The sequence below is a fragment of the Colwellia sp. 6M3 genome (assembly GCF_014077595.1).
GTDB lineage: Bacteria > Pseudomonadota > Gammaproteobacteria > Enterobacterales > Alteromonadaceae > Cognaticolwellia.
This window is the reverse complement of sequence record NZ_JACGWF010000002.1, coordinates 12,930-27,206: the sequence shown is the minus strand read 5'-3', so window position 1 is coordinate 27,206 and position 14,277 is coordinate 12,930. Positions and strand designations below refer to the sequence as shown.

Genomic DNA, 14,277 nt, shown 5'->3' with positions numbered 1-14,277 from the left:
GATAAATCATCAAGGGATGTACTATATTTATGCAAAAAGGCAGCGGGTTTAAGCAGGGTACATTAGGCTTTCTTTTCATAATACTGGCTATTGTTAATCTCACCGCCAATGCTGAAGTACAAACAATAAATGAATTGGAATTATCAACAATAGCAAATCTTGATAAGGCGGCATTAAATAATGACCAATGGCAAACCGTACTACCCGTTTTAGGTGATGAGGATCATTATTTCATCGCAACACAAGCGGGAAAAATTTATCAAATACATAATAACCAGGTATCTTCCTCTGCATTTTTCGATCTAAAGTTAGCGCTTAAAAACCCTAATATTGTCGCTTTAACCGCAATTACCTTAGACCCCAACTTCCATTATCGCGATCGAGATGGCTACCACACTTTTTACACCGCTCATACTGAGGCAAGTAAACCATCAACCGCGAAGTTAGCCTCTATTAACGCTGAAGTTAATTCGCTTTACGATACTGTTTTAGTTCGCTGGAAAGTAGACAACTTTCGAACAAAACCTCTGGTAAGTCAACAATATGAAGTTATGCGAATTGCCATTATGGAAGTTGATGAACCCATTCAACAACTTAGTTTCAATCCTTATATTGAACCTTGGCATGATGATTTTGGTTTACTTTTTATTGCGCTTGCCCGTAATGAAACGTTGAAAAACGAAGCGCTTTACGCAGGGTCTATATTGCGGATAAAACCTGAAAAATACGGTTTACAAAAATATACGGTTCCAACTAATAACCCTTTCTCAAAAACAGCTGACATTCAAAATGAAATTATATTCATTGCAGGACAGAAAACTGAGCATTTTGACTGGATAAAGCAAAGTGCGTATAGGTTGCTTGTACAGTTTAACCAACCTGATTCAAGTTTGCTTATTGAAGCTAAAATAGGTGAAGACTGGCGTGAAGCTATTCCACAAGAAAAGATAAAAAAGCACTTGCCTATATTGGATACAAAGCACAAAACGTTACTTTATCAAGGCAGAGATTTAAAAAAGTTGTGGGGGAAAGTCCTGCATTTGCAAGAGAAAGAAAATGACTGGCAGTTGCAAGCATTAACCATAAATTCGACTGATGATGCGGGAAACACGCCTAATATTTCGCATAAGCTCATCAACTATAATACCAATAAACAATCTAAATTCAGTTTACACCAAAAACATAATGGCGAACTACTACTGCTTGAGCATAGTCAACAACGTTTATATAGCATTAAAAAGCCTACTGCAGTTGTTAATAACGTAGATAAAAAGCAAGATTTACCGAGTAGTTCAAATAGTCAAAGTATCTTGCTGATACTATTCTGCTTTGTGTTCATTTTAACAGGCACATATTGGTATATCAGAAGCACAAACACTAAGAAGCAAGGCTTTTTCCAACAACAATGGGCTAACTTTGAAATCGATATGGCAACTAAATCAATATCGCTTTATAAACGACATAACAAGAGCCCTGAAAAGAACTTAACAATATCGTCATTGATATGTAGTGAAATATTATTAAACGATGAGGTTATTTCAACCATCAGTGCCGATACAACACAAGCTTTCTCAAACGAATTAGAAAGCTTAGTCTTAGCGGCATTTGGTAGTGAACACCGTATAAAAATGATTAATGACAAACACAGAAAAATTCAATTGTGTTTAACCGACGATCAAAAACAGCACTATATGATATGTCTTTATTATCGCGTAGGAAATATTCGCCATACCAAGCTAAAATATCAACAAGTAATTGATAAAGCTATCGATTGGCAATGGCTATTGGCTCAGCATATCAACCCAACACTAACCACTAAACGGAAAATAAAAGTTAAGCCGATACCTGAAAAGGTTGTTTCGCCTAGTGAACACAAGTCAGTTTCCGTAAAAGCTATAGAACGTGAAGTTTTTGAAGATAACTCAACAGAAGCGACCCAAGATATTGATTTATCGATAAACAGTCTTATTGATAGTACTCATGAGGCACCTAGTACAACTAAAAGCTCAATCGACGCTACTGAAGAAAATACACTTGTTGCAGACTTAGACAAACTCGTGATGATGAAAAAACAAGGTTATTTATCTGAAACTGAATTCAATGCTGCGAAGGCAAAAATTTTAAAGCATGTAGCTAACGATTAAGTCGACATGATCATTTCAACACAAGGTAGTTTAGCTGTTTATTTTTTAAAACATCGACAGAAAAATTAACATTTAATTATTATCGAAATATTGTGTGCGACAATAGAGCACTAATTTCTGGTCATTAAAATAACTTAAATTGAATAATTAAGCGTGATTAAAAATAAATCTACCTTCAAGTTAGCCTTACTAACAACGGTTGCTTCTTTATTGCTAGCCATTACCTTAGCAACAATGTTTTTCGGTGATTATGGCGTTTCTATTCAGCTGTATTTAAATGCGCTAATACCAAAAACCTTAACAGGCGCGTTAACTTTTATCTTATTACTGACACCTGCTTTAGCTATTGGTTTGCCACGTCAAATTGCCGCATTAAGTGCAGGCTTTTTATTTGGTGCTGGCTTTGGCGTATTGCTAGCGACAATTTCTGCCATAGTCGGTTGCTTAATAACATTGCTATTAGCGCGTAAATTATTAAGTAATTTGGTTGAGCAACAGTACCCAGAGCCTTTAGCAAAAGTCAGTTATTTTTTTAGTCATCACACCTTTATTAAAGCGCTGACTATTCGATTGATACCAGCAGGGTCAAACTTCTTAACGAATGTGTTGGCAGGAACGGCAAGAACACCTATATCACCTTTCATTTTCGGTTCAGCAGTAGGATTTATTCCACAAATGACAATATTTTCATTAATGGGCGCAGGCTTGCAGGTTAATGGTCAACAGCAACTTATGCTCAGCTTGGTATTACTCGTTATGGCATTATTACTCAGCGGTTATTTTTATAGAAAAAATATCAAGCGTCTACCTTTGATATAACAACACCTGTTAGCTGTTTACTCTATGTCTGGTAAGAGCTTGGTATCATTATGTCGGCCAAGTAGTTCATTTGATCTACGCCATAAATGTCGACCTATTAATAAGTGAGCGGACAATAAAAAAGAGGCCGTAGCCTCTTTATTGCATCACATTATAAATTTTACTTTAACGTTAATAAGTGATTTACAAGATTGATGTAATCTTGCTCAAAGTTATTTCGGTCAAGGCCTTGAGCATCAACACGGTACTTACCGTTAACAATAACTGCTGGTACACCTTTCAAAGCACCCTTACTAGCAAAATAGTCTTGCTGCTTTTTCATTGCTTTGGCTTTACTTACTACACCAAAGCTTTTCATTAACTTATCGAATTTTTCGCCGTCTGCACCATTAAGTACGAAAACATTGCGAATATCTTTTTCTGAAGTAAATACGGCTTTTTGCACATGAATATAGTTGAACATTGCGCCAATAACTTTTTTCTCTACACCCATTTGATGAGCAACAACAACCGCTTTAGTCAACATTTGTTGCACTTTAGGTGAAGCAGCACGTAAGAAGTCAACATGGTTCATTTCGAACTTAGTATCTGCAGGTATAGCTGTTTTTAACTTAGCCATAAACGGTTCAAATTGAAAACAATGAGGACAATAAAATGAGAAAAACTCTCGTACTTCTGACTTCGCGGTAACTTCTTCATTAACCTTAGTGTAATGCTCGCCTTCAGTATAGTTTGCTGCGAATGCGAATACTGGTAATAACATTAAAGCGAATAAGCTCACTAACTTTTTCATAAAAATACAATTCCTAATCATTAAAAAATAAAATAATAGTGCTAAGCCAACCTAATAAGGGAGTAAGCTTAACGGAGGCTGCTGCAGTGCTGACATTTGCTCTTTAAGCATCAAAATTTGTTGTTCCCAATATTTCTCAGTATTAAACCACGGAAAATTATGAGGAAAAGCAGGGTCTTGCCAGCGTTTACATAGCCATGCCATATAATTAACTACTCGCATAGTACGCAATGATTCAATTAAAGGCAATTGATTGGTCTCAAAGCTATGAAATTCATCGTAGCCCGACAGTATAGTATCTAACTGCAATAACTGCTGTTGTCGATCACCACTGAGCATCATCCAAATATCTTGTACTGCAGGCCCCATACGACAATCATCTAAGTCGACAAAGTGCGGGCCTTTATCTGTCCATAAGATATTACCGGCATGACAATCACCGTGCAGGCGAATCTGTGATTTAGGTTGGTATTGTTCACTCGCAACCTTAATCACTTGTTCTAAAATCGTAAAGAAAGGCAATGTTAATCCTGAAGGAACAAAATTAGATTTCTCTATCAGCAACTGTGCTTGCTGCAACATTTCTTCACTGTTAAATGTTGGTCTTTTAGTAAAGGGCTTTTTAGCGGCAACCGCATGAATGCGTCCTAAAAATCGGCCCATCCATTCTAATTGGTCTAAATTGTCGACCTCAAAAATACGCCCTCCACGACATGGAAAGATAGCAAAATGATAACCCTCATATGAAAACAAAGACTCACCATCAATTTTCATTGGCGCCACTAAAGGTAATTCATTTTCATCTAACTCAAAAGAAAACTCATGCTCCTCTCTAATTTCAGCCTCACTCCACCGCTGCGGCCTGTAGAACTTAGTCACATATTTAGTTTTATCAATATCATGAAATTGATAAACACGGTTTTCATAACTGTTTAATGCCAGCAATCCGCTATCGACAATTAAGCCAGTACTTTCTAGGCCATCAAGAATTAAATCAGGTGATAGCGACGTAAAATCAAATACTGACATTAGCGTTTATTAAAGAAGCGGCTTTCATGTTCAAGCTTGACCTCATCCGTGTCTGATACTAATTCAATAACAAAACTTATATCTGTCATATAACCTTCAAGTTCATAAGGGTCTACTGAAAGGCTAATCGGCAGCGTATACACTTTTGCTGCCTTTACTATCACCTCTTGTTCACCGTGCCATTTAGTGTTGTTAATGCCTTTTACTGACAGGCGATAACGATTATCTTTTTGAGATTTATTAAGAATTTTTAAAGTATAAACATTCTCAATGTCACCATTAAAGTTCTCTTTAGCTAATTCGTTTCTATCGCGAATAATATCGAGTGATACCGGCACTCGGTTCACCATTTCTATCACTAATAAGCTGGTCATTACAATCAATACAAGTGCGTAACCAATCAATTTCCCTCGAATAAGGTGGACCTTTTTCCCTTCAAGTTCATGCTCTGTAGTGTAGCGAATTAGACCTTTGTCATAACGCATTCGCTCCATAACATCATCACAGGCATCAACGCAGGCACCACAGTTAATACACTCATATTGCAAGCCGTTGCGAATATCAATACCGGTAGGACAAACCTGAACACATAAATTACAATCTATGCAATCTCCTAAACCAACATCTTTTGGTACATCTTTGCGGGTACGTGGCCCGCGATTTTCGCCACGTTTAGCATCGTAAGAAACGGTTAACGTGTCTTTATCAAACATCGCTGACTGAAAGCGAGCATAAGGACACATATGCAAACACATAATTTCACGCATCCAGCCCGCATTACCGTATGTACAAAATGCAAAAAACCATACCGTTGCTGCCAAAGCAAATGAGGCATTAAAGGTAAAAAAGTCCACAAACACTTCACGCATTGGCGCAAAATAGCCGGCAAAGGTAAGCGCCGTTAAAATAGAGAAGAAGCCCCAACAAAAGTGTTTAAATGCTTTACGCCAAAACTTATTTACGTTCATTGCTTGGCTATCAAGCTTTTTACGCTGATTAGCGGTACCTTCAATTTTTTCTTCAAACCAAATAAAAATAAAAGTCCATACGGTTTGAGGGCAAAGGTAACCACACCACACTCGCCCTAAAAAGGTCGTCACAAAAAACAAAAGGAATGCACTGAGAATGAAAAGCCATGCGAGTAAGGTTAAATCTTGAGGCCACAATGTGACACTCCACAAAGTAAAACGCTGTTCACTGATATCGAATAAAATGGCTTGGTGTCCGTCATATTGCAACCATGGTAAAACAGCAAATAATGCTAAAAAGAAAAAATTCATCTTTTTACGCAGTTGCTGAAATACACCTTTTACTTTACGAACATAAATTTGATCACGAGGTGCATAGTTCTCGTGCTTAGCGGGCTGATGAATTTGAACATTTTTAATCGGAATTTGCTGACTAACGTGAATGTTTTTATCTTTTGCTTTCAATGCGGTTCCTTTATGACGTTAAGGCTATTTAATTATAACGGATCAGCTAGCGATACTTATCAAAAAATTAGCAATAAATTGTAATAAATTGCTTTGTAGGCACAAAATTGATTACTCTATAACTATTATTATGACATTTCGTCTAAGAAATCGATAATGCTATGTGTGGTTGCTTCAATAACAACAAAATAGTTTGTTATTTGTACGCACATATAATTATAAGGCAAGGTATGAAAAAATTATTGATCTTGATCGTCGCTGGCGCATTATATTTTCATTATTATCCCAATGAAAAACTTAATAACTGGTTATTCGAACAAAAACAAACAGTACTAGGTTATTTTTCAGACGCAACAGATACTAAAGTGCGTTTGAAATCAGATAAAATATATCAAGACTTAGCAAAAGATTTTGGCCAATTTAATAGCCAAGAAAAAGCATTTGTTGCTGAAATGACCAGCAGTCGTGAAAAAGTAAAAACATTTAACGAGCAATACTGTAAAACCAAGAAACAAACACCAAAATTACATCGCGATAATTTAGTTAAAGTTTGTTATACCATCAGCAAGTACAGTAATTTATTATAATAACCAATAGTTTTAGACGATCAGAGCATACGCTGATCGTCTTACTAGCTAAAAACGCATTAAACTAATCTAAGCTGACAGCTTCGCTAATAAACGCGCAAAACTGTCACCACTTGCTTGCCCCTGCACATGCTCTTTATCTCGAATAACAAATTGCCCGTTTACCATCACGTCTTGCACAGGATTTTGTTGGCTAGCAAATATAATACTGTCGAGTAGATGAACATCGTCGTGAGCAAATAAACGTAATTGGCTATCATCTAGTACCAACAAGTCAGCCTGCTTACCAACCGCTAATGCTCCGGTATTGCTATTGGTACTTTGCGCGCCACCCATAGCGGCTTTTTGCCATAAATTTTGTCCAACCGACTTTTGTTCGCTCGTTGCCAACATAGCGCGCTGTTGCTTACTTAAACGTTGTGCATACTCAAGCCAACGTAGTTCTTCAATTGGGTTCACTGAAATATGGCTATCTGAGCCAATAGCAAAAGTGCCATTTTCTCTTAAAAATTCATCGGTGGGGAATATCCCGTCACCTAAGTTTGCCTCTGTGGTCGGACAAATACCTGCAATAGCTTTCGAGGCTATTATTCCTTGTCGTTCTTGCTCATCGATATGTGTTGCGTGAATTAAACACCAATATTGATCTAGGTCAGCATTGTTGAGTAACCATTGCACTGGTCGTTGACCATAGTGCGCTAAACAGTCTTCCACTTCTTTTTTCTGCTCAGCAATATGGATATGGATGGGTGCTTGTGCATCGAGCGAACGAACATGCTTCACCGCTGCTAGTAATGAGCTTTTATCAACCGCCCGTAAAGAATGCGGCGCAATACCCACATTACAATTAGGTTGTGCTTGAGCAAGTTTAAAACAATCACTCACTAACTCGTTAAATTGCTCAACGCTATTAATAAAACGTTTTTGTCCTTCGGTAGCCGCTTGGGGGCCAAAGCCACTAAAACGATACAATACAGGTAGAATAGTTAACCCAATACCAGACACTTTCGCCGCATCAAATATAGCTTGTGACATCGACGCTAAATTTTCATGATTTTGTCCATCAATTTCGTGATGAAGATAGTGAAATTCAGCCACGCGGGTATAGCCCATTTTTAACATTTCAATATAGAGCTGGCTTGCAATAACTTGTATATCTTTAGAGGTTAATTGCCCCAAAAATTTATACATAATATTTCGCCAAGTCCAAAAGCTGTCGTTACCTTCACTACCTTGCTCACTAAAGCCAGCAAAAGCGCGTTGAAAAGCATGCGAGTGACAGTTCACCATTCCAGGAATAACAACACCTTTTGCTCTTTCAGCGCCAGCTACATAGCCAGAGGCAATATCAGTAATAACGCCCTGCTCAATGGTCAACGTTTTTTCATTTGCCCAGCCATCGGCTAACAATATTTTTTTAGCAAAAAATTTCATTATTACACCTTATGAGTTCGTTACACTTTTATTAGCATTTTCAGCCGACGCAAAAGCTATCAGGGTTTTAACCAGCGTTTCAAGTTTAGGTTGTACCTGCACTGCCAGTGTTTCGTTGTAGGTCATAGCTTGCTCATTCATATAGGTAAATTGTGACAGCTCTAATTGAATAGCGTGATAATTAATCTCAGGTTTACCGAAGGCCCGTGTAATATAGCCCCCTTTAAACCTACCATTACAAACCATAGTGTAAGGGGCGTAATCTAAACCTGCTATGGTAGAAATCAACTCAGGTGAACAACTTTTACCGTCAGCATTGCCAAAATTAAAATCGGGTAATTGGCCTTGAAAAAACCTCGGAACTTGTGAACGAATAGAATGGGCTTCAAGTAGTATAGCTTGACCAAATTGAGCTTTTATTTCCTGCATTGTTGACGCTAAAGCTTGATGATACGGTTGCCAATAAAGTTCAACACGTTCGGATATTTGCTCAGGAGTAGGCTGACAATCGTTCTTATATAAAGGTGATAAATCAAATGCGGTGGTCGGACAAAGTTCTGTATTGTTAGCACCTGGATATAAATCAACTCCGTCAGGATCACGGTTTAAGTCAATAACATAGCGATTAAATTTAGGAACTAATATATAAGCCCCCAGTTTTTGAGCAAAAGCGTACAAACGATCCATGTACCAGTCAGTATCGGCTACTTCATGTCCTTTTTCTGTCATCACCTCAGCAATATCTTTGGGTATCGCTTCACCGTTATGCGGCATGCTAATAAGCAAAGGTACAGAGCCTTTAATTAACGTGTAACTATTAGACATATAATCCTCTCGAAATTGTATATACAACTTAATTAACCATAATTTACCACTTCATTGATAAAACAGGAAACCATTTCGTTCTGCAACCGTAAATTCACGTAGGTAATGTTAATCAAATCCATTAATACTGAGTTTGCTAATAAAGCATAAACCAGCACAATAAGCGTAGCGTGCAGTTTTACCTTAAAATAAATGCTTAAAACCTTAAGTTAATCGCTTTTATGAATCACAAAGCACAATATTAATCACTTTACTGATTACCGATCATATTTGATAATAACCGCATATCGAGCAACACTACTATTTTATAAACTATAAACGGAGCCATTATGTTAGAAAATAAAGAGCAACAAAAAGTCCCTAATGTTACTTTTACATTAAGAGCAAACGACGAGTGGACAACGCGTACTAGTGATGAAATTTTTAATGATAAAACTGTTGTGGTTTTCTCATTACCTGGTGCTTTTACACCAACGTGTTCATCTTCACATTTACCACGCTACAACGAATTAGCACCAACGTTATTTAAAAATGGCGTTGATGAAATTATTTGTATGTCAGTTAACGACACATTCGTAATGAACGCATGGGCAGAGCACCAAGATGCCGACAACATTAGCTTTATTCCTGACGGCAACGGTCAATTTACTGATGCTATGGGCATGCTTGTAGACAAAGCTGACATTGGTTTTGGTAAACGCAGCTGGCGTTATGCAATGCTAGTTAAAAATGGCATTATTGAAAAAATGTTTATCGAACCTGATTTACCAGGCGACCCGTTTGAAGTATCAGACGCTGACACTATGTTAAAGCACATCAATCCTTCAGCATGTCAAACGTCTGCCATCACAGTATTTAGCAAGCCAACTTGTCCATACTGTAAAAAAGCAAAGGCATTGTTAACTGAAAAAGGTTTAACATTTGAAGAATTAGAAGTTGGCAAAGATGTTAATTTAACTATGTTTAAAGCAATTACTAACGCTGACACAGTTCCACAAGTATTTATCGATGGAAAAAATATTGGTGGCAGCGAAGCATTAGCAGCTCACTTTAGTTAATTCATTATTAACTAGGTTAAACATTGTTTAGTCTAAATATAATAAAAACGGCGCATTGCGTCGTTTTTTGTTTTTTGCCTTATAACTATTAACTCACGCCATGGTAGAATAGTGTACAAAATAGCTAAGGCCAAACAATATGGATCATCAACCTTACAACCCTCTACATGGGTTAACGTTAAAAATTATCGTCACACAACTCGTTGAACACTTTGGTTTTACTTACCTTGGCAAAGAAATAAAAATCCGTTGTTTTACCGATGATCCTAGTATTAACTCAAGCTTAAAATTTCTCAGAAAAACCCCTTGGGCAAGAGAAAAAGTTGAAGCACTTTATATTCAACATAAAAGTAAACTCAGCGATGAAAACCCATCCGCTTAAATTAGTCTTAACATATAGCGCAAAAGTATTTATCAATTTGGCCGTAAAGTGTGAAACTGCTCACATATAACCATAGAAACTCTTCAATATGACAAACACTCATCACTACATTTTAACTTGGCAATGCCCAGATACTTCAGGTGTGCTTGCAAAAGTTAGCCAAAGTTTATTCCAACATGGCGCATTTATTACTGAAACTAGCCAATACAGTGATCCTTATACCGATACATTTTTTTCACGTATTGCATTTGATGATCGTGAGCTAACAGTAAGTTTTGAAGAGTTCAGCCAAGCGATTGAACTGCTAGCTAAACCTTTGAACATGAATTATCAATTGCGAGAAAAAGCCAATTTCCCTAATGTGGTCATTGCAGTTTCAAAAGATGACCATTGCTTAGTCTCATTGCTAACAAAATGGAAAGCGGGTGTATTACCGGTTAATATTGTTGCAATCACGTCAAACCACCAAGATTGTCAGGCGCTAGCACAATGGCACAATGTGCCGTTTCATCACTTACCAGTTAATAAAGAAAATAAAGCACAGCAAGAGCAAGCCTTATTAGATATTTATCAACAATATAACGGCGACTTGCTAATACTTGCCCGCTACATGCAAATATTATCAGACGAGCTTTGTAACAGCTTACGTGGCCAAGCTATTAATATTCATCACTCTTTTTTACCGAGTTTTAAAGGCGCAAAGCCTTATCATCAAGCTCATAAACGCGGTGTTAAGATCATTGGCGCTACAGCACACTATGTTACTGCTGACCTTGACGAAGGACCGATTATTGTTCAAGAAGTAAAACCGATTAATCATGCTTTTACTATTGAGCAAATGGTACATTTAGGCCATGACCTTGAAGCCACAGCGCTATGCCACGCGGTGAAAATGCATGCCGAGCAACGCATTTGTATTAATAAAGATAAAACCGTCATTTTGAATTAGCTTTAAATTAACTTTAAATGAGTACAAATATAAAACAGTCTGCCGCTAAGGCGCATTTCCAAGCTGTTATATTCAAATAACTCTGCTACATTGGAGCACAAATATCTTGTCAACATTTGTGCGCCAATATGATCCAATATCAAATTTCCCCACTGAACCCAAATAGTCATTTATTTGAGGTACTTCTATCTTTTAAAAGCACTCCGAGCCAAAACTATACGTTAACGTTACCCGCTTGGTTGCCCGGCAGTTATATGATCCGAGACTTTGCAAAAAATATTACCGGAATTTGCGCAGTTAACAGTAAAAATGAAGCGATTGAATTAACCAAAACTGACAAACAAACTTGGTTAATAGAAGCAAGTGATGAACAGGTTCAGGTTCGTTATCAAGTGTTCGCTTTTGACCTCTCAGTACGTACCGCCTATTTAGACAGTCAACGTGGCTTTTTCAATGGCAGCTCAACATTTTTACAAGTAGAGGAATTAAGTGAGCAACCCTGTCAGCTTAGTATTTTGCCATCAACTTTATCCGAACATAGCCAGTGGCGTGTAGCAACAGGATTAACCCGAGCAAATGGCACAGAAAAATATCAATTTGGCCAATATACTGCTGATAATTACCAACACTTAATTGATTGCCCAGTAGCCATAGGTGAGTTTGATAGCACCGAATTTACCGTAGAAGGTGTTGTTCATCACTTAGTATTTACCAGCAAGCATTATGGTGATACCCAACAACTAGCGGAAGATGTTAGCAAGTTATGTCAACATCACATCAGTTTATTTGGTGAAGCCCCATTTAAAGAGTATTGGTTTATTACCCATTTACTCGCCAACGGCTTCGGTGGTTTAGAACACAAAAACTCTACTATTTTACAAGCAGGTCGTTTCGATTTACCCAACCCGCAACAACCGACAACACAGCGTTCTGAAGATTATAGAACCTTCTTAAGTTTATGTTCACATGAATATTTTCACGCCTGGAATGTTTGTCGTATAAAGCCAAAAGAATTTGTTCCTTACAATTTAAAACAAGAAAGCTACACCAAGCAGTTATGGGCTTTCGAAGGAATTACTTCTTATTACGATGACTTTTCACTTTTCCGCACAGGCATCATTAACTTCGATGAGTATTTGGCAATAATAGCGAAAAATTCTACACGAGTTAATCGCGGTGTAGGTGAGTTAAAGCAAAGCATAACCGCTTCAAGCTTTGACGCTTGGACCAAGTTTTATCAACAAGGCCCTGATGCGGTTAATAATATTGTTAGCTACTACGCTAAAGGCGCAATTATTGCGTTATGGCTAGATTTAACTATTCGCAGTAAATCAAATGGCCAGTATAGTTTAGACACTTTAATGCGAGAGTTATGGATACATTTTGGTCGCACCAATATCGGCACCAGTGAAGAAGACTTCATTAATATTGCCAGCATGCTTTGCGGTGAAGATATTTCGTCAATATTTAAACAACACTTATACAGTAATAAACGCATAGATTTAACAGCTGAACTGGCTAATTATGGTGTTGAATTGCAACAGCATAAATTCAAAAAGTTAAACAGTTTAGAAACAACCTCTGAGACAAATTTTCACGCTTATATAGGTGCAAATTACAAAGCGCAGCCTTTTGGGTTAATGATCACACAAGTATTAGAAAAATCACCTGCGGCCAAGGCAGGGTTAGCCGTTAACGATGTACTCATTGCACTTGACGAAGTAAAAGTTACAGAGCAATCGATACAAGCTATCGTTGATCATCAACCTGAAAACAGCGAGCTAACATGCCATTTTTTTAGGGATGACCAACTGTTAAGCTCAACAATAACCGTTATCGACTCACCATTAGCAGGTATAGCATTCAAGGTCGTTGACGATATTTTAGTGAAGCACTGGCAAGATATTATTCCCAATGGTTAAGGTCGCTTTATAAAACCTTTGTAAACTAAAGCGTACGTAATTACTGACAACTTTACGTCGTTAAACTCAGCAGAAAATTAGGGTGAATTATCGAGTTATGGTAAAAATTACCTATTCGATAATCGCTCTATTTATAATTTAAGTACTAACCTTATGATTAATTTAAAACGCTTCCACCACGTGGCTTATCGCTGTAAAGACGCAAAAGAGACTGTCGAGTGGTATCAAAAACATTTAAATATGGAACTCACCGTTGCCATTGCAGAAAATGAAGTACCTTCAACCAAAGCGCCAGATCCCTATATGCATATATTTTTAGATGCAGGCATGGGCAATGTTTTAGCCTTTTTTGAAATTCCAAACTCTCCTGATATGGGCCGCGATGAAAACACGCCAACATGGGTTCAACATATCGCTTTGGAAGTTGAAGATTTAGACGCGTTAGTGTCAGCCAAAAATGATCTGCAGTCACACGGTTTAGATGTATTAGGCCCAGTAAATCATGGTGTGTTTAGATCTATTTATTTCTTCGATCCAAATGGTCATCGCCTAGAGTTAGCGGCAAATACAGGCACAATTGAGCAATATGCCGAGCTTAAAAGGGTTGCACCACTCATGGTTGAAGAATGGTCAAAAACTAAAAAAGCGCCATCTCATGCAGCTTGGTTACACCAACTAGATGACTAATATTTAACAAAAATAACGCTACAAGCCTTATTAACGAAGAGCTTCGTAATTAAGGTTTGGCAAAAATCATTCAAATATTTGCCCGTTTTTGTAAGACATTGCCCACTAAAATTGAATAAATAAAAATTAAATTACACTTATTAACAAATTTATTACACTTAAAAACAAAGACTTGCTGAATTTTAGTTTTTTTGCGTAATAAACAAACGAAAAAA

13 protein-coding genes are annotated in these 14,277 nt (G+C 37.3%); 8 read left to right on the top strand and 5 right to left on the bottom strand.

All coding sequences use genetic code 11. From position 1 onward, the window contains the following. The first annotated feature begins 29 nt into the window (after positions 1-29). Positions 30-2,144, top strand: coding sequence for a hypothetical protein (locus H4J50_RS00610; protein WP_182253825.1), 2,115 nt, complete (start codon positions 30-32; stop codon positions 2,142-2,144). Between the two features lie 153 nt (positions 2,145-2,297). Then, positions 2,298-2,963, top strand: a complete 666-nt coding sequence (locus H4J50_RS00605; RefSeq protein WP_182253823.1) for a TVP38/TMEM64 family protein — start codon at positions 2,298-2,300, stop codon at positions 2,961-2,963. Positions 2,964-3,123: 160 nt separating this feature from the next. On the opposite strand, the gene H4J50_RS00600 is transcribed toward H4J50_RS00605, so the two are convergent. Genes H4J50_RS00600 through ccoG form a run of 3 tightly spaced genes read right to left on the bottom strand, consistent with a single transcriptional unit; the run spans position 3,124 to position 6,218 of the window. Beyond that, entirely contained in the window at positions 3,124-3,756 is a 633-nt protein-coding gene (locus H4J50_RS00600; RefSeq protein ID WP_108457449.1) for a DsbA family protein, read from the bottom strand. Positions 3,757-3,807: 51 nt separating this feature from the next. Beyond that, positions 3,808-4,785: a serine/threonine protein kinase gene (locus H4J50_RS00595; protein WP_108457450.1), complete on the bottom strand. Its 978-nt coding sequence runs from the start codon at positions 4,783-4,785 to the stop codon at positions 3,808-3,810. After that, complete coding sequence (ccoG, locus tag H4J50_RS00590; protein ID WP_220466068.1) at positions 4,785-6,218, bottom strand: cytochrome c oxidase accessory protein CcoG; 1,434 nt, start codon at positions 6,216-6,218, stop codon at positions 4,785-4,787. Before ccoG ends, H4J50_RS00595 begins: the two co-directional genes overlap by 1 nt. 230 nt (positions 6,219-6,448) lie before the next feature. Here ccoG and H4J50_RS00585 point away from each other — a divergent pair, with 230 nt between their 5' ends. Continuing rightward, entirely contained in the window at positions 6,449-6,805 is a 357-nt protein-coding gene (locus H4J50_RS00585; RefSeq protein ID WP_182253821.1) for a hypothetical protein, read from the top strand. 69 nt (positions 6,806-6,874) lie between these two features. On the opposite strand, the gene H4J50_RS00580 is transcribed toward H4J50_RS00585, so the two are convergent. Both H4J50_RS00580 and hutG read right to left on the bottom strand, forming a co-directional pair. Then, complete coding sequence (locus tag H4J50_RS00580) at positions 6,875-8,239, bottom strand: formimidoylglutamate deiminase (protein WP_182253819.1); 1,365 nt, start codon at positions 8,237-8,239, stop codon at positions 6,875-6,877. A gap of 9 nt (positions 8,240-8,248) precedes the next feature. Next, the gene (gene hutG / locus H4J50_RS00575) at positions 8,249-9,064 is read right to left on the bottom strand and encodes an N-formylglutamate deformylase (RefSeq protein WP_182253817.1); all 816 of its coding nucleotides are present in this window, start codon (positions 9,062-9,064) and stop codon (positions 8,249-8,251) included. Positions 9,065-9,393: 329 nt separating this feature from the next. Here hutG and H4J50_RS00570 point away from each other — a divergent pair, with 329 nt between their 5' ends. The 5 genes from H4J50_RS00570 to H4J50_RS00550 all read left to right on the top strand — a co-directional run bounded on the left by H4J50_RS00570 (position 9,394) and on the right by H4J50_RS00550 (position 14,062). Further along, the gene (locus H4J50_RS00570) at positions 9,394-10,122 is read left to right on the top strand and encodes a glutathione peroxidase (protein WP_108457454.1); all 729 of its coding nucleotides are present in this window, start codon (positions 9,394-9,396) and stop codon (positions 10,120-10,122) included. A 139-nt stretch (positions 10,123-10,261) separates the two neighbouring features. Then, entirely contained in the window at positions 10,262-10,504 is a 243-nt protein-coding gene (locus tag H4J50_RS00565) for a VF530 family DNA-binding protein (protein ID WP_108457455.1), read from the top strand. Positions 10,505-10,592: 88 nt separating this feature from the next. After that, entirely contained in the window at positions 10,593-11,453 is an 861-nt protein-coding gene (gene purU / locus H4J50_RS00560) for a formyltetrahydrofolate deformylase (RefSeq protein ID WP_108457456.1), read from the top strand. Positions 11,454-11,581: 128 nt separating this feature from the next. Further along, the gene (locus H4J50_RS00555; protein WP_182253816.1) at positions 11,582-13,375 is read left to right on the top strand and encodes a M61 family metallopeptidase; all 1,794 of its coding nucleotides are present in this window, start codon (positions 11,582-11,584) and stop codon (positions 13,373-13,375) included. A 153-nt stretch (positions 13,376-13,528) separates the two neighbouring features. Continuing rightward, a complete protein-coding gene (locus H4J50_RS00550) occupies positions 13,529-14,062 on the top strand; it encodes a VOC family protein (RefSeq protein WP_108457458.1) in 534 nt (177 codons plus the stop codon). Positions 14,063-14,277: the final 215 nt, after the last annotated feature.